Source organism: Flaviramulus sp. BrNp1-15 (assembly GCF_022259695.1).
In the GTDB taxonomy this organism is placed as follows: domain Bacteria; phylum Bacteroidota; class Bacteroidia; order Flavobacteriales; family Flavobacteriaceae; genus BrNp1-15.
Genome location: NZ_CP092099.1, coordinates 1,168,466 through 1,194,541, shown reverse-complemented (window position 1 = coordinate 1,194,541; position 26,076 = coordinate 1,168,466). Strand labels below are relative to the sequence as shown.

Genomic DNA, 26,076 nt, shown 5'->3' with positions numbered 1-26,076 from the left:
AAACCTGCTATAAAGCAGGTTTTTATTCTAAAAAACTGATTATTAATTTTTTAAATAATAAAAAATTAATACGTACGTATACTTATATTTTAAATTAAATTGAATTAAGGAAGTACAAAATGAAGTTAACTGTCTAAAAAATAGTTATGCTCACTAATTTCACTTTTAAGCTTTTGTATATTAAGAATACCTATTTTTTTACCTTTTGCGGAAATGAGACCTTCCTTTTTTAATAATGAAAAGACACGTATCACCTGTTCTTCGGTGGTTCCTGCGTAATCTGCATATTCTTTTCTACTTAATGGTAAATTTAAATAACCTTTTAAGTCACCAAATTTTCTGTGTATATATAGAAGAGAATCTATAACACGCTCTCTAACGGTCATTTGAGAAATAGATTTTACCTTAGACTCACTTCTATTTAGCTCATTTGCATAAAAAAGCATCATATCGTAAGTAAGTAAAGGGTTTTCTAACATGACATCTTGTAAAACATCTTTTGAAAAATAACACAACGTAACATCCTTTAGTGCTATGGCTCCAATAGAATAAAACTCTTCTGTACCAAAACCACGATGCCCTATAATTTCACCTTCTTTAGCAAAACGTACTATTTGTTCTCTACCATTAATACCTGTTCTAAAAACTTTAACAATACCTTTTAAAATAAAGAACAACCCGTTTACAGGTGCTCCTTCTATAATGAATTGCTGTCCTTTTTTACACTTAATGTTAGTTTTTTTATCTATTAATTTTGAACTAGAAAACGTGTGTATATTCTTTTTTATTAAGCAGTTTGTATTGATACAGTGGTTACAAGAAAGGGAATCTGGAATCTCCTTTCTTATATCTTTAGTGATTATATTTTGACTAATTTTTTGCACTAGTATCTTTTATTTATACAGTAGCTTAATGTGTTTTTATTAAAATTTTCTTTTGAAAACTACCTTTAGGAGCCTCACAAAGTGGACACTCATAATCTTCTGAAAGATTTTCAAAAGGTGTATTTGGTGATATATTTTGAGTAATATCACCATATTTTTCATTATAAATGGTTAAGCATTCTTTACACTGAAAAACCTCTTCTTCTATAGCTTCTTTTTTTGCTTTATCTGGTTTATCTTCTTCTCTTTCTGTTCCTAATTGCTCAAAATAAAGCTGACTTAATTCCATTAATAAATTTGGTAGTTCAACCTGATCTACATCTTGAACATGCATGATATACTCTCGTGTATTAGGATCAAAATTTTTCGCATAAAGTAAATTGTAAGTGTCTCTAATTACAATACCTTCTAGAGCATCTGGAGCTTTATTTTTTTCTACAACTATTGATGTAAAATGATATGAACTGGTATTGTAATTTGCAATACCAAAAGTTAAACCATAAGTACTTATATCGTTTTGATCAAAATTTGTAACCAGATATTTTTTTAAACGTAACGCTTCTTTATCATTTACTGGTAAATGCCAATTTAATTCCAGCATAGAGTGACGCACATTTATACCATATCGTCCTAAAAACTTTTCCCATAAGAGTTTAGATTCCACAGGAATACCTTTAACAATAAAAGATTTCCAGGGTGTAATAGAAATTTTTCCTATTTTATTTTCTGCACATAAATCGCACATAGCCTTAAGGAAAGACAAGTCGTATCTATTATTTCTCCAATATAAACCTAACCAATATTTATCTCCAAATCGGTTCATCCCTTCGTAATACGGAAATGGGTAAAATGGCACATCCAGAGGTTTTTCAACAGTTCTGTTATTAGTATCAACAGCATCACTTACTAAATCAAAAACAGTTTCAATAGTTTCTGGTTCTTCTTGTAAAATGTTTTCTATTGCTAATTCAATTTTATCCATATCCCAACTATATATTAGCGCAGGATACATTTGTGTTTGTTTCCAACCGGGAAGTCTAACATATAAATACCAATAATCCTCATGATCGGAAGCTATGAAATTAACATTTCCAGTAAATAAAGGCACCAATCGTTGTTTTGGATCAGTTATATTAATTCTTAATTTAAGCTGATGTTTAAACTGCTCTATAACATACAAATACCTATCACTTGTAAGCCATGAGGTACTTGGTAAAATATCAGCAGAAACGTATGATGACACAATATTTTCTATCTCATCTCTTTTAGGTTTAATAAACTTAATCTTATCAAACAGATGAAACTTACTCTCGTCTATTTTTTCAGGAAAAATAATATCTTGTCTAGAACCAAATGAAATAGCATCTAAACCTAAACCTTCTGCTGCTTCACAAATGTATTTTAGCTCACCTGGTGATAAAACACCTCCATTTATTCTTAATCTGTACGGTTCTTCCATCACGCTAATACTTTTGTATTATTTAATATTTCTCTAACCTCAGTTTTACAACTTCCGCAGCCCAATCCAGCTCCTGTTTTATTACATAATTCTGTGAAATTTGAACATCCTTTTTCAATAGCTTCTTCTATATTTCCAGCACCTACTTGACTACAAGAACAAACCAATTTTCCTAAAACAGGAACGTCGTTTGAAGAACCTCTTAATAAGGTATTTCGCTTATCAGACATTTCAATTTTACTTTCAATCATCGTTTTAAATTCGGCAAATTCATTTTTATCACCCATTAAAACTGCACCAACTAACAAATCATCTTTTACAATGCATTTTTTATAATATCGTTTTGAAATATCTGTAAAAACAACTTCTTCGTAACTATCATCATTTTCTGGTATATTTATATCTCCAATACTGCACAAATTCAAATCATTGAATTTTAAAATATTCATTAACACCGAGCCATTATAAGCTTCACTAATATCACCAGCAATAAAATTAGCTAGGATATTAGCTTGCTCCTCGGCTGCCGATGTAATACCAAATAATTGATTATTGAATTCTGCAATTTCACCAATAGCAAAAATATCTGGATGTGACGACTGTAAATGCTGATTCACTTTAACACCCCGACTGCAATCAATTCCGTTAGCTCTGGCTATTTCAACATTTGGTATAGTACCAATAGCATATACAATGGCATTAGCGGTTAAAAACTTACCACTTTTTAAAGTGATATTTAATTCCCCAGTATCTTCATCATCAAAAACAGTACTCACCTCGTTATCAAAATAAATTTGAATACCACGCTCCTGAACATCAAGCGCCAACAACTTACTTGAAACCTTATCTAATTGACGTTCCATTAACCTTGAAGCACGCTGCACTATGGTTATTTTTACATTTTTATGCTTCATTGCTGCAGCCAATTCTAAACCTAACAAACCTCCTCCAACAATAACAACATGCTGATCTTCTGGCGGTAAATTAGTGGCTTCTAAATAGGCTTTAAACCTATCTGCATCAATTTTATTTCGCATAGTAAATCTACCCGGTAAATCAATTTGAACATCTTTAGGTATAAATGCTCTACTACCCGTAGCCAATATCAATTTATCAAAACTATGTGTCTTTCCATTTGTATCTGTAACTATCTTATTTTCTTTATCAATTTTTGATATTGAAGTTTCTGGATGTAAATGAAGATTAAGTTTATTTAATTCAATTCTTTTAATCTTAAGAAGTTGTTCCCAGCTTAATTCTTCGGTAACATATTCTGGCAATAAAACTCTGTTGTAAAACAAATTAGCCTCTTTTGAAAACACATGAATTTCATCAGTTTCGTTATACTCTCGATAATTTTGTACAAACCTAAAAGCCGCAGCACCTGCACCAACTATTATAATTTTATCATGAGGTTTTTTATACTTTGAAACAGCTACTTGTGTGAATTTAAAATCTGGCTCTTTTGAAACTGGGTCTACTATGGTGTTGGTTAAATTATTTGCTCTGTTTAAATCGCTTTGAAGTTTTTTACCCCAATGCATTGGTAAAAACACCACGCCTTTCTTTATGGTATCTGTAACTTTTGCACGTACACGAACTACCCCATTTTTACTTTTAATTTTGGTAATATCGCCATCACTAATTTTGCATATATGTGCATCAACTGGGTTAATTTCTAAAACTGGTTTTGGGTAATGTGTTTTTAATCTGGCAACTTTCCCTGTTTTAGTCATGGTATGCCATTGATCGCGAATACGACCTGTAGTTAAGATAAGTGGGTAATCATCATTTGGTTGAAATGAAATATTTTCAACAGTTGAAGGCAAATTAAAAATAGCCTTTTTTGATGGTGTATAGAACTTTTTATCCTGAAAAAGACGTGGCGTTCCATTATGTCTATACTCTGGAACTGGCCATTGAAACGTTCCTTCACTTTTCAACCTATCGTAATTAAGAAAAGACACATCTATATTGGTTCCTTTGGTCATAGACGCATACTCATCATAAACCTCTTCTGCACTGTTATAATTAAATCCGCGAAAGCCCATGCGTTGAGCAAAATCGCAAAATATCTCAACATCTGGTCTAGCCTCTCCTGGTGCGTTTATCTCTTTTGGCAAATACGAAATTCTACGCTCAGAATTTGTCATGGTACCTTCTTTTTCTAACCATGCAGCAGCGGGCAATACTAAATCGGCGTATGCAACAGTATCCGATTTATGAGATATATCTTGTACCACTACAAACTTTGCGTTTTTCATGGCCTTTTCAATACGATGCGTATTTGGTAAGCTCACCAAAGGATTTGTACAAGCTATCCAAACCGCCTTTAATTTACCACTATCAAGGGCATCGAACATTTCGGTAGCTGTTAATCCGGGTTTAGGTGAAATTTTTTCTACACCCCAAAACTGTGCAACTTCCCTTCTATGTTCTTCATTTTGTAAATCTTTATGGACGGCTAAAAGATTTGCCATTCCTCCTACTTCTCTTCCTCCCATAGCATTGGGTTGCCCTGTTAAAGAAAAAGGCCCCGAACCAGGTTTACCAACCTGTCCCGTTATAAGAGACAAATTAAGCAGTGACACATTTTTATCTGTACCAACAATACTTTGATTAAGCCCCATTGCCCACATACTAATAAAACCTTTTGAAAGCCCAATAATATTAGCTGCTTTCTTGATATCTTTTTCTGAAACACCACAAAGTTTTGATGCTTGTTTTAAAGAGGTAGAAAAAATTAAATCTTTATAATCTTTAAAACCCTCAGTGTAATTATTGATAAAATGCTCATCAATTAACCCACTTTTATATAAACATCTACCTATTGCATTATAAAGAATTACATCTGTTCCTGGTATGAGTTGTAAATGTAAATCGGCAAAATTTGCAGAATCTGTTTTACGAGGATCTACAACTATAATTTTCACATTCGGATTCTTCTCTTTATGCTTTTCAATTCTTCTGAACAAAATTGGATGACACCAAGCAGGATTAGCCCCTGTAATTAAAAAGCAATCTGCTAATTCAATATCTTCATAAGAAATCGGGACACTATCTTCTCCAAATGTTTTTTTATAACCAACCACTGCAGAACTCATGCATAAACGAGAATTGGTATCTATATTGTTTGTTCCAATAAACCCTTTGGTTAGTTTATTGGCTATGTAATATTCTTCGGTTAAACTTTGACCAGAAACATAAAATGCAACGCTATCTGGCCCGTGTTTTTTGATAATCGCCTTAAAAACACTAGCAGCTCTATCTAAAGCATCATCCCAACTTACACGTTCTCTTGGGTGTGATCTACTCCAACGCATTTCTGGGTATAGAATTCTGTCAGAAATATCATTAGCAACATAATGCAAATTCATTCCTTTAGAACACAACATACCCTTGTTTACAGGATGATCTTTATCGCCCTCTACAATTACCTTATTATTGCTATCTTTCTTAACAATAATTCCACAGCCAACACCACAATAAGAGCAGGTTGTTTTTACCTCATTTTTATTCATTTAGAGCAGAGTTTATTACTAATTAAGGCATTTTAACTACACAAAACAAGCCAATACTTTATTATTCTGAATACCACAAAAAAGCTTTTATTTTTTTTCAAATCAATAAAAAATCAATACCTAAATTTCACTTTAATTAGTAGCTAATTTTCTTGTAGATTTTCCTGCATCAATATTTGAAACACTTTCATCTTCGGTTGAAAAACGAATTCTTAAAGCTAAAATTGAAGCTAAAACCACCATAAAACCTATAATAAAATATCCATTTGATACTGCTGATGCTGAAGCTGTTGATTGTGCCGCACTAATTATTTTTTCTCCTAAACCTTCATTAGCAATAATAGCAGCCTGTTCTGCAGTTGCAGATTGTGACTTTAATAGAAAAGCGGCTAAAAAAGCACCTACATTTCCTCCGGCACCAACTATTCCTGAAACCGAACCAATTGCCTTTTTATTAATGAATGGTACTACTGAAAATGTTGCACCTTCTGCCATTTGTACTGACAAGCTAAACAAGATTAAGAAAATAACTCCTATAACAAGACTTGTGGTTGTTGAAAACGTAATTAGCATGATACCTTGTATTGATAATATAAATGATAGAAATATCACACGCCCTTTCAATCCTTTTAATTTCCCAAATTTATCACCAAAAAAACCACCAAGTGTACGAGCAAAAATATTCATTAGAGCAAAAGATAAAACTATGTTTCCGGCAGTACTTCGCTCTAGCATAAAGTTGTTTTGCAAATAATCATCCATGGTTCCATAAACCGTTAATTCTATACCAAAACAAGCTGCATAAACAAAAAACAAAATCCAAACTCTATAATCTTTCAATACAGTTAAAAAACCAACTTTATCTTTTTTTGTAGAAATCATATTCCCAGAAGCTCTCAAATCTTTAAAGTTTCCTTGTGGAGTATCTTGTGTAAAAAAGAAATACACTAAACCCATTAAAAAACAAACAACACCAGCAATAACCATAGAATATCTCCACGCATCTGCATCTGCTACCCCAAAACTTACAACAGCTGCTGCTATTAAAGGCATTCCTAATCGGTTAGCGCCTCCACCAAGATTTCCCCATCCAGCAGAAGTAGCATTTGCAGTTCCAACTATATTTGGAGCAAACATTAGAGACGTATGCACTTGCGTAATTACAAATGAAGCACCAATAAAGCCAATGAATAATCTACATATTAAAAATTGAAGTGGAGTCTGCACCAATCCGCATAAAATAACAGGAATAGCACCCAACATAAGCAACCAAGTATAGCATAATCTTGGGCCATATTTATCACAAAGTTTACCAATAAGCAAACGTGCAAATACAGTACCTGATACTGCAAGAATGATAGAGTTCCATTTTTGATCTGGTGTTAAACCTAAATCTTTAACCACATCTGGCATAAAAGGTACGATACCGAACCATGAGAAAAAACACAAGAAGAAGGATATAGATGTAATCCAAAAAGTACGTGTTGATATATTTTTAAAATCTAATAAATTAAGCTTAGTTGATTTAGTTGCTGACAAGTTTATCATAATACATAGTTTTACAAAACAAAACTAAGTATTTTTACTTAATTTAAATATTTAAAATTTACGTAATTGATAAAAAATATAGTATTGATAATTTAGGAATATGTATTTTGAGGATTTGGTAAAATACCTGAAATTAAGAGGGTGAATTTGAATAATACAACAATAATTTAAACAACTAAATACTAGATAGAGGGCTGTTTTAAAAAGAAAAACTAAACCAACTGATATTCTCTAGCTTTATTACTTAACTCCATTAAATTTTTAACTTCTAATTTTTTCATCAAGTTAAAACGATGTACCTCAGCAGTTCGTTTGCTAATTTGGAGTTCGTCTGCAATATCTTTATTATTCTTAAACTGTAAGATTAAACTAAGTATCTGTTTTTCTCTTTTTGTAAGTCCGAAAGGATTTCTATCTGGTTTTTCTGCTACAGCTGTTGTGGCTTTTCCGTTTACAAAATTATTCATTATAATGGCAGATATATCGCCAGTAAAATATTTACCTCCAGAAGCTACTTTATGTAAAGCCTTTAAAAACTCTTCTTTACTGGCACCTTTAAGTAAATAACCATCTGCTCCGGCTTGAATAGCTTGCACAACATATTCTTCTGAATCATGCATAGAAAGCACTAAAGTTTTAACATCTGGATGAGACTTTGATAATTCTCTAACCACTTCTATACCATTCATCTCTGGCATTCTAATATCTACAATTAACACATGTGGTTTATTATTTTTAATAACTTGCAAAGCTTCTTTACCATTCGACGCTTCATCAATAACAGCTATACCAGTTTGGTCTTCTAACAACGCTTTTATACCGTCTCTTACCAAAACATGATCATCTGCTAAAACCACATTAATTATATCCATCATAAAATTTTAAGTATTAATCAAAAATAAGGATTTTTTACGTAAAACTACGTATTGCTTAAATTGGAATATTTAAAGTGACACGAGTACCTTTACCAATTTCAGAATTAAGAAAAAGTCGTCCATCAATGTATTTAATACGTTCTCTCATAAATGTCATACCCATACCACCATCGCCATTCTTTACATTTTTTATTTTACTAGAATCAAAACCTTTACCATTATCATCAATTACAATACTTAGTAAGTTTTTACTATGCGATAAAGACACCAAAATATGAGTAGATTCGGCATATTTTATAGCGTTATTTATCGCTTCTTGAGTAATTCTATAAATGTTTATTTCTGAAAGTGAGTCTAGCCTTTGATTAAAATCGGTTTTATTAAAAAATACAATATTTTTACCTGTAAGTTTTGCTAATTCCTGAGTAAGCTTAGTAATTGCAGGCACAATACCGTGATCTGATAATTCTGGTGGTGTTAAATTAAAAGTTGCTGTTCTTACACCTTTAATAATATTAGTAGTAAGCTCTTTTAGATGTTCAATTTTAGAAGCTGTTTTATCAACGTTATTAATATCTATACTTTCTAGATTATACTTTAACCCTGTTAGCATTTGCCCAATACCATCGTGAACATCTTTCGCTATACGGTTTTGTTCTTTTTCTTGATTTTCTATAATCTTACTGGAAATGATTTTTTGATTAATCATTTTTTCCTCAAAACTCTTTTTAGTTAGCCGCTCTATTTCTAATTGAGCCACTTTTCTTTCTGTAATTTCTGAGGCTATAATTAATAATTCAGATTTGTCTTCATTTGGACTAAAAGGAATAATTGCCATTTCTAACCAAACAGATTCATTATCTTTAGTTGTAGCCTTTACTTCCCCTTGCCAACCCGTTTTTTTATGTTTTAAAATAATATTCTCAATAACTAATTGTTCATTTTCATTACGAGCAAGCACCTCCCAAAAAACTGCAGATTTATTGAATTTTGAAAATTTGAATAATCGAGAAAATTTATTCCCCATATGCACAATATTGCCGCTTGGAGATATTCTTGCAAACAACAATGTTTCATCCATGGCATGAGTAAGAGCGCGTAGTTCCTTAATAGATTTTTCTTTAGAAATACTTAGCTCATCGGCATCAAAAGCCATTTTTTTAGCACGTTTTTCAGCAAATAAAAGACCTGCCAATGTAGCCTTAACTGTTTTTGCTGTAGGCCAGAAAATGAATAAAAATTCACCTAACAATATTAAAAGCGTAAGTGACATTAACCAAAATTCCAACTTTCTTAACCAAGCAACTTTCTCATCTGCTTCTAAATCGTATTGATTTACAATTTGATCCATTATTAAAAGAAAATCACCCTCATTCTGCTTCACTTTTTCAACCTCAAAAGCATATGCATTTGCAGATAAAGGAGGTACATTTTCTATTTTCTCAATAATTGACTTTACTGCATGGTTTATAGTATCAAAAACTGGGTTTAACTCTTTAAATTTTGTTATAATTTCTGGACTGTTTTTTTCTGGCAATCCCAGACTATCATTACCTTTCTGTAATGCGTTATGCGATAGTTCCCAAAGACTTAACGTACTTTTTATTCTATCTTTTAAAAGAATTCTATTTTCTAAACTTTGTTCCCCTGAAAGCGATACAATTTCCTTTGTTAATTTCTGACTTAGCATACGCTGCCTACCAGCAACATTAATTACAGTAGAGTCGCTTTGCTGATCGTTAAGATGTTTACGAATTAAAATTTGGCTAATAATTACAGAAAGTGCAATGGTACTTAAAGCAATAATATACAAACGGCTTAATTTATTAAACGTACGCTGGTCTAATGAACTACCGTTTTTTGTCATTGTTTCACTTTATTTAAGCAATAGCTTGTTTTATAAGCGATAAAGCTTTGTCTGATAATTTTAGTTTTAAAGCCTCAGCATGCCCTTCTTCAGACATTTTACCCCAGGTTTTTCTAAGAATATCTACAACCTTATCATCGTTGTGCTTTTCTGCAAATTCTTCAAAGTAATAATCTAAAAAAACTAAGCAAATAGTGTCTTCTAAAATTTGGGTTTCTTCATTCTTCTTTATGAGCTTCTTGTTTATTAAAAATGAGACTCTTTCAATAAACTCAGAATCATAGCCAACTTGATTTAGAATTTCTGAAGTTAAATCTGCATGCATTTTCTTTAGAGTTTCACGCCACTTTAAGTAACCCACTCTATCCATAGGATACTCATCTCGTGCTATTTTCCATCTACAAATATGTTGTGCACGCGCTGCTATTTGAAGCGCTCTAGAAGCATTAGGTTTAAACTGTAAAAGTTTCCTAGACATACGTTGGGAATACAACAATTCTTTCGGATACTCTAAACCTGAAACCTGATAAGTATTTGGGTCTTCAGCGTTTTTTTTATCAATTAATGCAATAGCAGTTTCAAATCTTGTGGGCTTCATAATTTACATGTTAATCTGAAAAGCCAATATACACATTTCCGTTTTCAATTTTAACAGGATATGTAGCTATTTTCAAATCTTCACCAGCTAAATTAGAACCGTCTACTAAAGAAAAATTCTTTTTATGCAACGGGCAAGCCACCTTAGGTATACCTTCTTTATCTCCAATCATCCCTAAAGACAATACCATTTCCATTTTATGCGGACACAAGTTTTGGCAAGCATACCATTTATTAAGCCTAGTAAAATTATAAACCGCAATTTGTTTACTCTTATATTTAATGCAAGCTCCACTATTTTTAGGAAAATCGTCTACCACACCAACTTTAAACCAATTATTTACATCTGTTTCTAAAACCGATTTGTACTGTTCTAATATATTCTGCATTATAAAAAGTATTATTTAATTTCTTTATTTGGGCGTTCCCTTTCAGGTCGGGCTTTTTGTTTCAATCTTTTTGCTCATGCTTCACAAATAGGATTTTCACTGCAATCCCTAACGCAAGTATTAGCCAGCTTTTAACTCCAAGCTTTTGGCATTTTTTGCTCACGCATAGGCACAAAAACTAAATTATCATCCGTATCATCAGAATTCACAAAATGCTTAAAGCGCTTCATCATTTCAGGGTTTTCAATGGCTTGTTTCCACTCGCATTCATATTTATTTACAAGTCCTTGCATTTCTTTTTCTAATTCTTCAGCAATTCCTAAAGAATCTTCTATAACAACTTGTTTTAAGTACTCAATACCCCCTTCTAATTTATCTAACCAAGGCGCAGTTCTTACTAAAGGCCCCGCAGTACGTATGTAGTACATTAAAAACCTATCTAAGTACTTAATTGCAGTTTCATCATCTAATTGTTCAGCAAATAATATGGCATGTTTGGGAGTTGCCCCACCATTTCCACATACATATAAATTCCAACCACCATCAACAGCAATTAAACCAAAATCTTTACCACGTGCTTCAGCACATTCTCTAATACAACCTGAAACACCACCTTTTAATTTATGTGGCGAACGCAAACCCCTGTACCTGTTTTCTATTTCTATAGCAAACGTTACACTTTCGTGCATACCATATCTACACCATGTAGAACCCACACAGCTTTTTACTGTTCTTAAAGATTTTCCGTAGGCATGACCACTTTCAAAACCTGCATCAATTAATTCTTTCCAAATTAATGGTAATTCATGTATTTGCGCACCAAATAAATCAATACGTTGTCCGCCAGTTATTTTAGTGTATAAGTCGTATTTTTTAGCTACTAGACCAATTGTAATTAATTGATCTGGAGTAATTTCACCTCCAGCCACTCTTGGCACAACAGAATATGTTCCATTTCTTTGAATATTCGCCAAAAATCTATCGTTAGTATCTTGAATAGTAACCTGACGATTTGCCGTTTCCATGGTGATAGTCGCAAAAATAGAAGCTAATGCTGGTTTACAAATTTCGCACCCGTGTCCTTCACCAAATAAATTAAGCGCCTCATCATAATCAGCCACCTTATTTATTTTAATTAAATCGTAAAGTTCCTGCCTGTTAAAACTAAAATGCTCACAAAGCACTTCTTTAACTTCTTTTCCTAAGGATTTTAAAGTTTCGTTTACTAAATCTACCACCATAGGCTTACAACCTCCACAACCCGTAGTTGCTTTTGTAGCAGTAATAACATCTCCTAAATTATTACTTCCACCATCTGTAATCGAACAACATATATCACCTTTAGATACACTCTCGCAGGAGCAAACCTGAGCAGCATCTGGTAAATCCATAACGCTTCCAAAGGATTTACCTCCTTCGCTCGCTGGCAAAATTAATTCTGCAGGATTTTCTGGAATCGCCATTCCGTTTAAATACATCTGATGTAACATATTATAATCTGATGCATCACCAACTAAAATTCCACCCAGTAATGATTTACCGTCATGACTTACATTAATTCTCTTGTATAAATGTTTTGTTTTATCTTCAAAAATAACCGAATGCCCTTTTGATGCTGGCATAAAAGGCTCACCAAAACTTGCCACATCTACACCTATTAATTTTAATTTGGTAGACATATCTATTTCATCTGCCATTAATGTATCCTTTTTTTCAAGAATTTGATCTACTGCAACACCAGCCATATCATAACCAGGAGCTACAAGTCCATAAATCATTTGGTTATATAAAGCAACTTCTCCAATAGCATAAATACACTCATCTGAAGTTTGCATTTTATTATTGACTACAATACCTCCGCGCACTCCCATTTCTAAATCGCACGTTGTACCAAGTTCGTCTCTAGGCCTTATTCCAGCAGAAACTACCAACATATCTACATCTAGAATATCATCTTCGCCAAACTCCATTCCTGTAATAGCATTATCACCAAGTATTTGGTTAGTCGCCTTACTTAAATGAATATTCAATCCTATAGATTCTAGTTTAAGCTGTAAAACCTGACTACTTCTTGAATCTAACTGCCTAGGCATTAGTTTTGGAGCAAACTCTACAATATGAGGTTCTAAACCCATATCCATTACTGCCTTTCCCGCTTCTAAACCTAACAAACCCCCTCCTAAAACTGCTGCTTTTGCATTTGGATTTTCTTTTTTAAGTTTTGCAGCATAAGCCAGCATACCCTCTAAATCTTCAATAGTTCTGTAAACAAAAACACCTTCTTTTTCAACCCCTTTTATTGGCGGAACAAAAGCAGAAGAACCGGTAGCCAAAACCAAATAATCGTAAGCAAACTCCCTTTCTTTTGCTGTTGTAATTGTTTTTTTAGACCTATGTATATCTGTAACACGTTCGTCAACAATCAATTCAATTCCATTATCTGCATACCATTCTGCTGGTGCCATTTCTAGAGCTTTAGCATCTTGATTTTCAAAAAACTCACTTAAGTGAACTCTATCATATGCAGGTCTTGGTTCTTCGCCAAAGACTATAAGCTTAAAATCTTCACCAGTTGTTTGGTTTACAAACTTTTCACAAAATTTGTAACCAACCATTCCATTACCTATAACGATGATTTTTTTCATATCTACGTGTTTATATTACAAAATTAAGTAAAAATACTTATTTTTAAATACGTATTTTAAATGATTTTACGTAGAGAGCCAATTATTAGTAAATTGACAAATAGTGAAGTAATAAATTAGGTATTAGATAAAATTTGCAGATTTATTTCTTATAAATTAAAAGAATTGCTTAAGAAAAGATACTTAAGTAATATTTTAATCCCATGGATTTCTTTTATAATGCCCTTCTAAAGGATGAGACTCTTTCCGACCGTCTATAAAAACAGCTACCCATTCGGCTAATCGTTTTCCTAAAATACGACATGAATCTTTCTCTTTCTCTAATCTTGGCTCTCCTGCCTGAATTGCACCGTAATGAGGAGTATATTGATGGGCAACATAATCAGTTACTCCAAAAACCAAAAAACCATAATTCATCATAATGGTTCCTAAAGCTTGACAAGTAAGTTCGGCTCCACCACCCCATCCACCCTGAGAACTAAATGCGCATCCTATTTTTCCGTCAATCTTTTGCCATATAGGCAAACAATTTTCCCAAAATTTTTTCATTTCAGAAGCAACTGTTCCTAAATATGTTGGTGATCCAACAGCAACACCATCGCACCATAGTAAATCTTCCTGAGTAGCTTCAGTAACAGATTTAAAACGAATATTATGTCCAGAAATTTTTTTTACACCTTCAAGAACATATTCGGCCATTTTTTTTGTGTTTCCACCTTTACTATGGTAAATAATTAAGATTTTACCCATGTAATATAATTGTATTGTGACCGCGAAGGGATTCGAACCCCCAACCCTCAGAGCCGAAATCTGATATTCTATCCAGTTGAACTACGCAGCCATTATTTTTTAGTTGAAGTTTTTAAGCTAATTTTTGCTTAACAATATTAGAAATAGTTTTTCCATCTGCTTGTCCAGCAAGTTCTTTGCTTACTATACCCATAACTTTCCCCATATCCTTCATACCTTCTGCACCAATCTGCTCTATAGTAGCTATAACTACTTTTTCAATTTCATCATCTGTTAAAGCTTCAGGCAAGAATTGACTAATTACTTCTGCTTCATCAATTTCTGGTAAAGCCAAATCTTTTCTGCCTTGTTCTAAATAAATTGCAGCACTATCTTTACGTTGTTTTACAAGCTTTTGAAGTATTTTAAGCTCTTGCTCTTCTGTTAAATCTTCCTTTGCCCCACTTTCTGTTTGTGCTAGTAAAATAGCTGATTTCACGGCACGTAACGCAGTTAAAGCTGTTTGGTCTTTAGCTTTCATAGCTTCTTTTAAAGCTGACATGACATCTTGTTGTAAACTCATTGTATTTGTATTTAATTGCGAAGATAAAAAATAGATTCCTGCCTTTTTAGTGATGACAAAAATAATTAATAAATAAACCCGAAAAGCTAAAGGTGCTTTTCGGGTTTTTTAAAGAATCTTACTCTAAGTGTTAGTCTACATTATCGTGTAAAAACGAATTATTACTTCTTAATTGTATATCATCATTGTCATCTAGACCTATACTGGTTCTAGACATATCTGTTTCTGATGAATGTTTTGCATCATCTAAATCAATACCCTGACGTTTATATGCTGGAACTTTCTCAATATCATCAATTTTAGAACTATTGAATTTATGATTAAAATCTTTCATTTTACGTCTGCGTTCATCAGCACGCTCTTTAAGCAATTCTGATATTGGCGTATTCATAGGATCTATTTCGCACGCCTCCTCTTCTTCTATTACTGGTTGGTTAAGAATTTTCTTTTCGAAAACAATATCCTCATCAACTTCTTCTAAAACCTCTTTTGATACTGATTGTTTTGGATTCATTGAAGATTCTACTTCAACATAATCGTCAAGTGCATATCTAATATCACCTTCCTCATTAGTCTCTGTTACTGTAATTAATTCTACATAATCATTAACTGGAATTTCTTTAACCTCTTCTTCTGTTAATGTATGTGATATAACTTCATCTTTAATATCTTCAACCTCATTATTTACCGACAATGGTAAATCGAAAGTTAATGTTATTTGCTGTTCTTCTTCTATTTCATCTGAGATTGTTTCAACATTATTAACCTCTTCAACATCTGCAGACATTCTTGTAACCGGTTTTATGATGAAATCTTCGTCTTCTTCAATGTTTGCCGATACTTCATCATACACTACATCAATATTTTTAATAAGCTCTGATGTTGGAATTAAATCTATATTTTCTTCAACAGCTTTAGTAAGCTCTTGTTTTAGAATTGTTTTATTTTCTAGAATAATCTCATCTTCTTCAGCATCTAAATCTAAAGTATGACGAACAATTGGAGTTTCTTTCTTTTCTTCAAGTTCAATAATTGGTGCAATAATTACTGGCTCGCTTTCTTTTGAATCTAATTCTTGCTCCTCACTAAGTGAATGTACCACCTTTTTAGTTTCTGTATTCGAAATCTCATCCTGTTGCTCAACATTAAATCCAGTTGCTATAATTGTAACTGCAATTGATTCTTCTAAAGCATCATCTTCACCAACACCCATAATAATGTTAGCTCCATGACCAGCTTCACTTTGAATATGATCGTTAATTTCACCTATTTCATCAATAGTTATTTCGTGCGAACCAGAAACAATAAGTAATAACACATTTTTAGCTCCACTAATTTTGTTATCGTTTAATAATGGTGAGTCTAGCGCTTTACGAATGGCATCTTGAGCACGGTTTTGACCAGACGCCAGTGCAGACCCCATAATAGCTGTACCACTATTACTCAACACTGTTTTGGCATCACGTAAATCGATATTTTGTGTGTAGTGATGTGTAATAACTTCTGCAATACCACGAGCAGCGGTAGCTAACACTTCATCAGCTTTAGAGAATCCCGCTTTAAAACCAAGATTACCATAAACTTCACGAAGTTTGTTATTGTTTATTACAATTAAAGAATCTACTACATCTCTTAATTTTTCAATACCTTTTTGAGATTGCTCAATACGCATTCTACCTTCAAACTGAAAAGGCATAGTAACAATTCCCACAGTTAAAATATCTAAGTCTTTAGCCATTTTAGCAATAATAGGTGCTGCACCAGTTCCTGTACCACCACCCATTCCTGCGGTAATAAACACCATTTTTGTGTTGGTATCAAGCATTTGAGAAATGTCATCAAAACTTTCAACTGCTGCTTGCTCTCCTATATCTGGGTTTGCTCCTGCTCCTAAACCTTCGGTTAAATTAACACCTAACTGAATTTTGTTTGGAACACCACTGTTTTGTAATGCTTGTGCATCTGTATTACAAATGTAAAAATCTACACCTTTGATGCCTTGTTGGAACATGTGATTAATAGCATTGCTACCTCCACCGCCAACTCCAATAACTTTAATAACATTTGATTGATTTTTAGGTAAATCAAATGCGATGCTTTCGAATTCTTTTTTGCTGCTCATAAATTCTATTTTACTGGGGTTTTATACTTAATATTTTTAATTCTATGGATTTTAATTACTCTGCGTTATCTAAGAAATCTTTTACTCGTTCTGTTAATTTATCCAGAAATGAACGTCTTTCTTTTACAGGTTGCTCTTTAACTTCTTCTTCATTTGGTTGCTCCTCTTCTTCAACAGCTTCTTGGTGTTGTTCTATTTTCTTTCTTTCCTGACGCTTTAAACCATCTAACACCAAACCTACTGCGGTTGCAAAAAGTGGACTTGTGATATCGTCATCACTATCTCCAGCCAAATGCTCGTTAGGATACCCAATTCTGGTATCCATTCCTGTTATATATTCTACTAATTGCTTTAAATGTTTTAATTGGCTTCCACCACCAGTTAAAACAATACCAGCAATAAGCTTTTTTTTCTGTTCTTCGTGTCCGTAATTTTTAATCTCTACATAAACTTGCTCAACTATTTCTACAACTCGTGCATGAATAATTTTAGACAGGTTTTTTAAAGTGATCTCTTTTGGTTCTCTACCACGCAAACCTGGAATAGAAACAATCTCGTTGTCCTTATTTTCTCCTGGCCACGCAGAACCAAATTTTATTTTTAATAATTCGGCTTGTTTTTCAATAATTGAACAACCTTCTTTTATATCTTCGGTAATAACGTTACCTCCAAAAGGAATTACGGCTGTATGACGAATGATGCCATCTCTAAAAATGGCTAAATCTGTTGTTCCACCACCTATATCAATTAAAGCTACTCCTGCTTCTTTTTCTTCCTGACTTAAAACTGCATTTGCTGATGCTAAAGGCTCTAATGTGATGCCTTCTAAATTTAAGCCAGCACTTTGTACACAACGCCCAATATTTCTAATAGAAGACACTTGCCCTACAACAACATGAAAATTAGCCTCTAAACGACCGCCATACATTCCAATTGGCTCCTTTATTTCGGCTTGCCCATCAACTTTGTATTCTTGAGGTAATACATGGATAATTTCCTCTCCTGGAAGCATGACTAATTTGTGTACTTGATTTATAAGTCTATCAATATCATCATCGTCAATAACGGTTTCAGAATTTGATCTGGTTATATAATCGCTATGTTGTAAACTACGAATATGCTGTCCTGCAATACCAACTGTTACATCTTCAATTTTCATGTCTGCAGCAGCTTCTGCCTCTTGAACTGCTTGCTGTATAGATTGAATGGTTTGTGTAATATTATTTACAACACCACGGTGTACACCCAAACTTTTAGATTTACCAATGCCTAAAATTTCGACTTTGCCGTATTCGTTTTTACGACCAATCATAGCCACAATTTTTGTGGTTCCTATGTCTAATCCTACTGCTAAATTATGCTCCATGGTTTACATTTTGGTACATATTACTTGGTTTTCAAACTGTAAATTAACTTTACTGTAGCTGTTAAGTGTTTTTTCTTTTAAGCTTTTTTGGTAAAATGCTTTCAAGTTATTTATCTTCTTATCTAGAAAGTTTACATCTCCTAGTTTTACTAAGAAATCACATTGTCTTAGCCTCAAGTAAAGTTCTTTATTAATATCTTGATGAATCTCTATAACAAGCTTTTTTAAGAATTCATCTTTTTGTGTTTTATGTGCTATTTTATAGACATTTTTTAAATTATTTTTCTCTATATAACCAGTAACCAAAGGCACTCTAGCAGAATAATTGAATGACAATGGCATATAAAAACCTTCGTCATCAATGTAATAAGAAGCATTTGTACTTACTCTAGCTATAGGTGTTTTTTGTTCAATGTCGGCATTAAGTGCACCATTAACAGCAAGATACACTTCAGCATTTTTTATCATTGGATTAGATTTGAGGGCTTTTTCTAAATCATTCAAATCTAAAGTTTCTTTAGGTACATTTTTAATGCTTCCGTAATTTTGTATTAACAATTTACTAACAGTTTCGTTAGTAATAAACAGGTTATTTTCTCCTATAAAATTCACATTGGGTTTAGATATTTCTCTCTTAGCATTTTTACCCGATGAAAATGCGAATAAAAAGACCACTAAGCCTAGTAAAACAACCATTTTTATGTAATACCAATTAACTCGCAATGCTAAATTCTTTTTTTATACGTTTAACTTCTTCTCCTATATCTCCAGCACCAATTGTTAAAACAATTTGAGCTGTACTTTTATGAATTTGAGGAATTAAATTTTCTTTACTAACTAACTGCTTATTTTTATTACTGATTTTACCCAATAACCAATTTGAATTCACACCTTCAATAGGTAATTCTCTAGCTGGATAAATATCTAATAGAATAACTTCATCAAACTGTGATAAACTTTTGGCAAATTCATCAATAAAATCTCTTGTTCTACTAAATAAATGTGGCTGAAAAATGGCTAAAACCTTTTTATCAGGATACATTTCTCTAATAGCATGATGCACAGCATTTATTTCTTCTGGATGATGTGCATAATCATCAATAAAAACTAAATCATCTGTTTTAATGTGGTAGGTAAATCTGCGTTTTACACCTTTATAAGATGCTAATGCTTTGGCGAGCTGTTGGTGAGGGCACCCATATTCTACAGACATCGCCAAGGCTATTAATGCATTCGACAAATTGTGTCTACCTGGTAGGTTAAATTCTAAATTTTCAAGTACTGTTTTTGGTGTTTTTACATCAAAAACATATGTACCGTTCTTTATTTTTATATTTTGAATGGTATAATCTGAATCATCTTCAATACCATATGTAATTCCTTTTATTGGTAACCCATTTTTAACGAATAGCTTCCCGTTTGATTTTATTCTTTTTGAAAAATCTTCAAATGATTTTATTAATTGAGACGCATCTCCATAAATATCTAAATGATCTGCATCCATTGACGTGATACAAGCCATATCTGGAGATAGTGTTAAAAACGATCTATCAAACTCATCGGCTTCAACAACTGAAACATCAGTGCCATTTAATATTAAATTAGAATTATAATTTTCGCTAATACCACCTAAAAAGGCAGTTAACGGAACATTACACTCATTCATTAAATGCCCTAAAATACTGGTTGTTGTTGTTTTACCATGCGTTCCTGCAACAGCTAAACAAAACGTATTTTCTGTAATAAGACCCAAAATCTGTGAACGCTTTAAAATATTAAAACCGTTATTTTTAAAATAAGCAAGTTCTTTATGCGCTTGAGGAATTGCCGGCGTATAAACAATTAAAGTGTTTTCTAAGTTTAAAAACTTTGTTTCAATATTTGAAACAGCGTCTTCAAAATGTACTTTTATACCTAAATTTTCTAAACTATCTGTAAGTTCTGTTTGGGTTTTATCGTAACCAGCAATATGTTTTTTATTCGCATGGAAATAGCGTGCCAAAGCACTCATACCTATACCTCCAATGCCAATAAAATAAATATTATGTATGCTGTTTAAATTCATTTACTTGTTTTAAGAAGCTTTTCAACTTCATCTGCTATTTCGTTTGTTGCATTTACCAATGCTAATTTTTTTATGTTATCTCCTAGTTCTTTTTGTTTTTCTGGAGACTTAACCAATTGTGAAAACTTATTCTCAAAATCGGCATCTAAATCTTCTTCTTTAATGATTAATGCTGCGCTTTTTTCTACAATAGCCATAGCATTTTTGGTTTGATGATCTTCTGCTACATTTGGCGATGGTATAAAAACCACAGGTTTACCAACTATACAAAGTTCTGAAACCGAACTTGCCCCTGCTCTGGAAACTATTAAATCTGCTGCTGCATAGGCAAAATCTATATTGTTTAAAAACTCATGAACCTGTACATTTTTAGTATGATTATAAATTTTATACTGCTGATAATACAGCTTACCACATTGCCAGATAATTTGAACATTTTGAGTATCGAAAAAATCTAATTCTTTTTCAATAAGTTGATTTATTCTTCTAGACCCTAAACTCCCCCCAATAACCAATAATGTAGGCATACCATGTTTTAGTTTAAAAAAGTCTTTAGCTTCAAATGTTTTTGTATCTATATCTAATAACCCTTTACGTACTGGGTTGCCTGTTTTAATGATTTTATCCTGCGGAAAAAAACGCTCTAAACCATCATAAGCCACACATATTTTTTTAGCTTTTTTAGCTAATAGTTTATTAGTAATTCCTGGGTATGAATTTTGTTCCTGTATTAAACTGGGTATGTTATTTGAAGCAGCTACATGCAATAGTGGACCGCTCGCAAAACCTCCTGTTCCTATGGCAACGTCAGGTTTAAAACTTTTTACGATTTTACGAGCTTTCCAAAGGCTACTAATCACTTTAAAAGGAAAAACTAAATTTTTTAATGTTAGCTTTCTCTGAATACCAGAAATCCATAGCCCCTCAATATCATATCCGGCTTGTGGCACTTTTTCCATTTCCATTCTATCTTTTGCACCAACAAATAAAAATTCTGCATCCGGAAAACGAGATTTTAACTCATTAGCAATGGCAATTGCAGGATAAATATGACCTCCTGTACCGCCTCCAGATAATATGATTTTATATTTGTTAGATTTACGATTCACGATTTATGATTTACGATTACGCATAGTTTTAATAGACGCAACAATTATTGATAATAATTCATTTCCTTCAATATGTAACCTTTTAATTTCTATATGATCCTTAGGACTTACTTCTAATAATAACTCTAAGAAATACATGCTCTCATCTGCTTCTTCCTCTACTATTTTTAATTTGTTAATAAAATCAGCATCTGATTTTGCTCTACACGCTGCCCTATAATTTGCTCCGACCGAACTTGAACATCTAATTAATTGATTACAAAATGCATTATACTCTCTTGAAATAGGAAGTTTATTACAGAGATTCCAACAATCTATTGCATATTTTTTTGTTCTATCTTTTAATATTTGTTTCATGTTGTTAATCGTAATTCGAAAATCGTACTTCTTAAATTATATGGCTTCAGATAAAATTTCTAACGGGTTATCTTCACTCACTTCTTGCTCTTTAATTTCTTCTCGTTTTGCACTCACGCTTAATATAATCCCAATTGCTAAACAGGTCATCCATATAGACGTTCCTCCACTACTTATCAATGGTAAAGTTTGTCCTGTTACCGGAAACAGCTCTACCGCTACCGCCATATTAATTAACGCTTGAAACACAATAGGCAAACCAACCCCCAGTACCAACAATTTACCAAAAATGGTGTCTGCTTTTTGAGCAACAATTACTATTCTAAAAAGCAGCCACAAATACAAAATCATAATCACAAAACCACCTACTAAACCATACTCTTCTATAATAATGGCAAAAATGAAATCTGACGATGATTGCGGCAAAAAGTTTTTCTGCAAACTCTTTCCAGGTCCCACACCTTGAATTCCACCAGTTGCTATAGCTATTTTTGCTTTTTCAATTTGATAATCTGCTTCTGTATCTTCAGGATTTGTGAAACTTTCTATTCTTCCCATCCATGTATCAATTCTGTTCGGCATGGCATCAGGAAAAGCTTTGGCAGTTAGTATAAACAATGTTAAAACTAAAATCCCCGAACCTATTATAACAGCTAAATACCGAATTGGATATCCTCCTAAAAACACCAACATTACTACCATTAAAAACATTATAGCTGCTGTTGAAAAATTGGCAGGAAGTATGAGAATTAACACCAAAAAAACCGGCATCCAAAGCGGTAAAATTGATTCTTTAAACGTTATAACCTTATCTTTAATTTTAGACATATACCTAGCCACATACACCATAAGCACTACCGCCGCTAGAGTAGATGTTTGAAAAGACATACCTACTATTGGTATTTGAATCCACCTACTGGCATTTGCACCTTGGATTGTAGTTCCTTGCAACATTGTAATACCAAGTAACACCAATACAATAGGAATCATAATTAATGACAAGCCTCTAAAATATCTGTACGGAATTTTATGAACGCCATACATAATAACAAACCCTAAAAACAAATGCATAAAATGCTTAACAAAGAATGTGAAAGTATTACTTCCTCCACCTTTGTAAGCTAAATTACTAGCAGCACTATATACAGGCAAAAACGATAGTATTGCCAACAAAGCAACTATAGCCCAAATTAATCTATCGCCTTTTATGTTTTTAAATAATGTTTGCACTTTTTATTTTTTGTCATTCCTGCTAAAGCAGAAATCTAATTTTTTACTTTTTTATGGATTCCGCATCAAGTGCGGAATAACAAGACTCAATTGATTTTTTAGAGATTTCTAACAGCTTCTTTAAATTGACGCCCTCTATCTTCATAATTTTCAAACAAATCAAAACTTGCACATGCTGGCGATAACAATACATTATCTCCTGATTCGGCTAATTTATATGCAATTTTTACGGCTTCACTCATAAATTGCGTTTCTATAATAACATCAACCATATTGCCAAAGGTTTTCATCAACTTCTCGTTATCAACACCTAAACAAATAATTGCCTTAACCTTTTCATTTACAAACGGAAAAAGTTCTTCATAATTATTTCCTTTATCTGTACCCCCAACTATCCAAACCGTTGGTGCATCCATACTTTCCAAAGCATAATAAGTTGCATTTACATTAGTTGCTTTCGAGTCGTTTATATATTGTACTTTATTAATTTTAAGTACTTGCTCTAAACGATGCTCTACACCTTGAAAATTCTCTAAACTCTCTCTAATGGTTTGCTTTCTAATTTTAAGTAAATGCGCTATGGTTGAAGCTGCCATGGCATTTTTAATGTTATGTTTTCCTTCTAATGCTAGGTTTGTAGTTGGCATAATTATTTGATTGTTATCTATTGTTATTTTTATATTTTCTTTATCTAAATACGCGCCATTCTCAATTGTTTTTTCTAATGAAAATGGTAATAATGTAGATTGAACTGGGTTGTTTTTTAAATGATTTATTATCACTTCATCATCAGCATCATAAATCAAATAATCCTCTTTAGTTTGATTCATCGCTATTCTAAATTTTGAAGCGATGTAGTTTTCAAACTTGTAATCATATCGATCTAAATGATCTGGCGTAATGTTTGTAATTACTGCAATTTTTGGCTTAAAATCTATAATATCATCCAACTGAAAACTACTAATCTCTAACACGTAATTTTTAAAGTCTTCTACTAAAACTTGTTTCGCAAAACTGTCGCCAATATTTCCCGCTAACCCCACATTTAACTCTTGTTTTAAAATATGATGTGTTAACGTTGCGGTTGTTGTTTTACCATTACTTCCAGTAATCCCAACAATGGTTGCATTAGTGAATTTTGAAGCAAATTCAATTTCTGAAACCACTTTAATTCCTTTTTCACGAATTTGTTTTACCAAAGCCACTTTATCTGGAATTCCAGGACTTTTCATTACGACGTCTGCATTTAGAATTTTAGATTCTGTATGTTTTTCATCTTCACATTCAATCTCATTATGTATAAGAACTTGTTTATATTTTTCTTTTATTTTTCCTTTATCGGAAACAAAAACGTCATATCCTTTTTCCTTTCCTAAAAGCGCTGTTCCAACACCACTTTCTCCACCACCTAATATGACTAACCTTTCTTTTTTCATTCTAATTGAAACACTTCGACAAGCTCAGTGAGACATTTCGTTTTTTAATTATCTATCGAATCTTCAATGTTACAATTGAAAGAATTGCAAGCAGAATACCTATAATCCAAAAACGTGTTACTATTTTACTTTCGTGATATCCTGATTTCTGATAATGATGATGCAACGGCGACATTTTAAAAATGCGACGCCCTTCACCGTATTTCTTCTTGGTATATTTAAACCAACTTACCTGCATAACGACTGATAAATTTTCGGCTAAAAAGATGCCACACAGCACTGGTATTAACCATTCTTTACGCACAGCAATAGCAATTACTGCTATTATCCCACCAATGGTTAAACTCCCTGTATCTCCCATAAACACTTGAGCCGGATACGTATTGTACCATAAAAACCCAATAAGCGAACCTACAAATGCCGTAATGTAAATTGTGATTTCTTCAACTCTTGGGATGTACATGATATTGAGATATTCTGAAAAAATGATATTACCAGATACCCATGCAAAAATCCCTAAAGTGAGCACAATAATTGCTGAAGTTCCAGCAGCTAAACCATCAATACCATCAGTTAAATTAGCACCATTAGAAACAGCTGTGATTATAAAAATGGCAACTAGAATAAAAATTACCCAAGCATACTTTTTTAAATCAGGACTAATCCAAGTAATTAAATCTGCGTAGTCAAACTCGTTTCCTTTTACAAACGGAATGGTTGTTTTTGTTGACTTCACTTCATCTTGAAACAATTTAGAAGGCTCTATATCTGGGTTTTCAGCCAGAAGTACTCGTTGCTCCTCAACAGGAAGCTTTTCTTTCATAGTCACATCCTGATGAAAAAAGAGCGTCATTCCCACTATAACACCTAGACCAACCTGCCCTAAAATTTTAAACCTTCCTTTTAAACCTTCTTTATCATTTTTAAACTTTTTGATATAATCATCAATAAAACCAATAGTTCCCATCCAAATAGTAGTTACTATTAAAAGGATGATATAAATGTTTTCTAATTTGGCTAATAAAACCACCGGAATTAAAGTGGCTAAAATAATAATAATTCCACCCATTGTTGGCGTACCTGCCTTTTCTGCTTGCCCTTCTAACCCCAAGTCTCTAATAGTTTCACCAAGCTGTTTTTTCTTTAAAAACTTAATGATTCTTTTACCGTAAATAGTAGAAATTAACAACGACAAAATCATAGCCAGAGCAGCTCTAAAAGTTAAAAACCCAAAAAGTGTTGCCCCAGGAAACTGGAACTGTTTTTCTAAATATTCAAATAGATAATACAGCAT

General features: G+C 32.7%; 20 protein-coding genes and 1 tRNA gene. All 21 read right to left on the bottom strand.

Annotated features, from left to right (window positions below; genetic code table 11):
• Positions 1-125: 125 nt before the first annotated feature.
• On the bottom strand, positions 126-884 hold the full coding sequence (locus MBM09_RS05325) for a Crp/Fnr family transcriptional regulator (protein ID WP_238675808.1): 759 nt from the start codon (positions 882-884) through the stop codon (positions 126-128).
• A 25-nt stretch (positions 885-909) separates the two neighbouring features.
• Positions 910-2,343, bottom strand: a complete 1,434-nt coding sequence (locus MBM09_RS05320; RefSeq protein ID WP_238675807.1) for a rubredoxin domain-containing protein — start codon at positions 2,341-2,343, stop codon at positions 910-912.
• Complete coding sequence (locus MBM09_RS05315; protein ID WP_238675806.1) at positions 2,343-5,864, bottom strand: nitrate reductase; 3,522 nt, start codon at positions 5,862-5,864, stop codon at positions 2,343-2,345. Before MBM09_RS05315 ends, MBM09_RS05320 begins: the two co-directional genes overlap by 1 nt.
• Positions 5,865-5,996: 132 nt before the next feature.
• On the bottom strand, positions 5,997-7,412 hold the full coding sequence (locus MBM09_RS05310) for an MFS transporter (protein WP_238675805.1): 1,416 nt from the start codon (positions 7,410-7,412) through the stop codon (positions 5,997-5,999).
• A 212-nt stretch (positions 7,413-7,624) separates the two neighbouring features.
• The gene (locus MBM09_RS05305; protein WP_238676319.1) at positions 7,625-8,284 is read right to left on the bottom strand and encodes a response regulator transcription factor; all 660 of its coding nucleotides are present in this window, start codon (positions 8,282-8,284) and stop codon (positions 7,625-7,627) included.
• A 58-nt stretch (positions 8,285-8,342) separates the two neighbouring features.
• Positions 8,343-10,154, bottom strand: coding sequence for an ATP-binding protein (locus tag MBM09_RS05300; protein WP_238675804.1), 1,812 nt, complete (start codon positions 10,152-10,154; stop codon positions 8,343-8,345).
• Positions 10,155-10,167: 13 nt separating this feature from the next.
• On the bottom strand, positions 10,168-10,752 hold the full coding sequence (locus tag MBM09_RS05295) for a DUF4202 domain-containing protein (RefSeq protein ID WP_238675803.1): 585 nt from the start codon (positions 10,750-10,752) through the stop codon (positions 10,168-10,170).
• A gap of 10 nt (positions 10,753-10,762) precedes the next feature.
• Positions 10,763-11,140 (bottom strand): nitrite reductase small subunit NirD, encoded by a 378-nt coding sequence (gene nirD / locus MBM09_RS05290; protein ID WP_238675802.1) that lies wholly within the window; start codon positions 11,138-11,140, stop codon positions 10,763-10,765.
• Between the two features lie 131 nt (positions 11,141-11,271).
• The gene (nirB, locus tag MBM09_RS05285; protein ID WP_238675801.1) at positions 11,272-13,785 is read right to left on the bottom strand and encodes a nitrite reductase large subunit NirB; all 2,514 of its coding nucleotides are present in this window, start codon (positions 13,783-13,785) and stop codon (positions 11,272-11,274) included.
• A gap of 195 nt (positions 13,786-13,980) precedes the next feature.
• Positions 13,981-14,535, bottom strand: a complete 555-nt coding sequence (locus MBM09_RS05280; protein ID WP_238675800.1) for a flavodoxin family protein — start codon at positions 14,533-14,535, stop codon at positions 13,981-13,983.
• Between the two features lie 17 nt (positions 14,536-14,552).
• Positions 14,553-14,626, bottom strand: a tRNA-Arg gene (locus MBM09_RS05275).
• 21 nt (positions 14,627-14,647) lie between these two features.
• Positions 14,648-15,097 carry a GatB/YqeY domain-containing protein gene (locus MBM09_RS05270; protein WP_238675799.1) on the bottom strand — a complete coding sequence of 150 codons (450 nt, stop codon included), beginning with the start codon at positions 15,095-15,097 and terminating at the stop codon, positions 14,648-14,650.
• Between the two features lie 130 nt (positions 15,098-15,227).
• A complete protein-coding gene (gene ftsZ, locus MBM09_RS05265; RefSeq protein ID WP_238675798.1) occupies positions 15,228-17,219 on the bottom strand; it encodes a cell division protein FtsZ in 1,992 nt (663 codons plus the stop codon).
• Positions 17,220-17,274: 55 nt separating this feature from the next.
• Positions 17,275-18,585 carry a cell division protein FtsA gene (gene ftsA / locus MBM09_RS05260; protein ID WP_238675797.1) on the bottom strand — a complete coding sequence of 437 codons (1,311 nt, stop codon included), beginning with the start codon at positions 18,583-18,585 and terminating at the stop codon, positions 17,275-17,277.
• Positions 18,586-18,588: 3 nt separating this feature from the next.
• Positions 18,589-19,281 (bottom strand): cell division protein FtsQ/DivIB, encoded by a 693-nt coding sequence (locus MBM09_RS05255; protein WP_370569720.1) that lies wholly within the window; start codon positions 19,279-19,281, stop codon positions 18,589-18,591.
• Positions 19,282-19,297: 16 nt separating this feature from the next.
• Entirely contained in the window at positions 19,298-20,650 is a 1,353-nt protein-coding gene (gene murC, locus MBM09_RS05250; protein WP_238675795.1) for a UDP-N-acetylmuramate--L-alanine ligase, read from the bottom strand.
• Complete coding sequence (gene murG / locus MBM09_RS05245) at positions 20,647-21,759, bottom strand: undecaprenyldiphospho-muramoylpentapeptide beta-N-acetylglucosaminyltransferase (RefSeq protein WP_370569719.1); 1,113 nt, start codon at positions 21,757-21,759, stop codon at positions 20,647-20,649. Before murG ends, murC begins: the two co-directional genes overlap by 4 nt.
• Positions 21,760-21,762: 3 nt before the next feature.
• Entirely contained in the window at positions 21,763-22,116 is a 354-nt protein-coding gene (locus MBM09_RS05240) for a four helix bundle protein (RefSeq protein ID WP_238675794.1), read from the bottom strand.
• Positions 22,117-22,152: 36 nt separating this feature from the next.
• On the bottom strand, positions 22,153-23,346 hold the full coding sequence (locus MBM09_RS05235; protein ID WP_238675793.1) for an FtsW/RodA/SpoVE family cell cycle protein: 1,194 nt from the start codon (positions 23,344-23,346) through the stop codon (positions 22,153-22,155).
• A gap of 98 nt (positions 23,347-23,444) precedes the next feature.
• Positions 23,445-24,782, bottom strand: a complete 1,338-nt coding sequence (gene murD, locus MBM09_RS05230; protein ID WP_238675792.1) for a UDP-N-acetylmuramoyl-L-alanine--D-glutamate ligase — start codon at positions 24,780-24,782, stop codon at positions 23,445-23,447.
• Between the two features lie 52 nt (positions 24,783-24,834).
• On the bottom strand, positions 24,835-26,076 hold the full coding sequence (gene mraY, locus MBM09_RS05225) for a phospho-N-acetylmuramoyl-pentapeptide-transferase (protein ID WP_238675791.1): 1,242 nt from the start codon (positions 26,074-26,076) through the stop codon (positions 24,835-24,837).

What these genes read in the sequence shown, in the direction of transcription:
- MBM09_RS05320 (WP_238675807.1), bottom strand. Translation starts at nt 2,343, where the DNA reads ATGGAAGAACCGTACAGATTAAGAATAAATGGAGGTGTTTTATCACCA.
- MBM09_RS05315 (WP_238675806.1), bottom strand. Translation starts at nt 5,864, where the DNA reads ATGAATAAAAATGAGGTAAAAACAACCTGCTCTTATTGTGGTGTTGGC.
- MBM09_RS05310 (WP_238675805.1), bottom strand. Translation starts at nt 7,412, where the DNA reads ATGATAAACTTGTCAGCAACTAAATCAACTAAGCTTAATTTATTAGAT.
- MBM09_RS05305 (WP_238676319.1), bottom strand. Translation starts at nt 8,284, where the DNA reads ATGGATATAATTAATGTGGTTTTAGCAGATGATCATGTTTTGGTAAGA.
- MBM09_RS05300 (WP_238675804.1), bottom strand. Translation starts at nt 10,154, where the DNA reads ATGACAAAAAACGGTAGTTCATTAGACCAGCGTACGTTTAATAAATTA.
- MBM09_RS05295 (WP_238675803.1), bottom strand. Translation starts at nt 10,752, where the DNA reads ATGAAGCCCACAAGATTTGAAACTGCTATTGCATTAATTGATAAAAAA.
- nirD (WP_238675802.1), bottom strand. Translation starts at nt 11,140, where the DNA reads ATGCAGAATATATTAGAACAGTACAAATCGGTTTTAGAAACAGATGTA.
- nirB (WP_238675801.1), bottom strand. Translation starts at nt 13,785, where the DNA reads ATGAAAAAAATCATCGTTATAGGTAATGGAATGGTTGGTTACAAATTT.
- MBM09_RS05280 (WP_238675800.1), bottom strand. Translation starts at nt 14,535, where the DNA reads ATGGGTAAAATCTTAATTATTTACCATAGTAAAGGTGGAAACACAAAA.
- MBM09_RS05270 (WP_238675799.1), bottom strand. Translation starts at nt 15,097, where the DNA reads ATGAGTTTACAACAAGATGTCATGTCAGCTTTAAAAGAAGCTATGAAA.
- ftsZ (WP_238675798.1), bottom strand. Translation starts at nt 17,219, where the DNA reads ATGAGCAGCAAAAAAGAATTCGAAAGCATCGCATTTGATTTACCTAAA.
- ftsA (WP_238675797.1), bottom strand. Translation starts at nt 18,585, where the DNA reads ATGGAGCATAATTTAGCAGTAGGATTAGACATAGGAACCACAAAAATT.
- MBM09_RS05255 (WP_370569720.1), bottom strand. Translation starts at nt 19,281, where the DNA reads ATGGTTGTTTTACTAGGCTTAGTGGTCTTTTTATTCGCATTTTCATCG.
- murC (WP_238675795.1), bottom strand. Translation starts at nt 20,650, where the DNA reads ATGAATTTAAACAGCATACATAATATTTATTTTATTGGCATTGGAGGT.
- MBM09_RS05240 (WP_238675794.1), bottom strand. Translation starts at nt 22,116, where the DNA reads ATGAAACAAATATTAAAAGATAGAACAAAAAAATATGCAATAGATTGT.
- murD (WP_238675792.1), bottom strand. Translation starts at nt 24,782, where the DNA reads ATGAAAAAAGAAAGGTTAGTCATATTAGGTGGTGGAGAAAGTGGTGTT.
- mraY (WP_238675791.1), bottom strand. Translation starts at nt 26,076, where the DNA reads ATGCTGTATTATCTATTTGAATATTTAGAAAAACAGTTCCAGTTTCCT.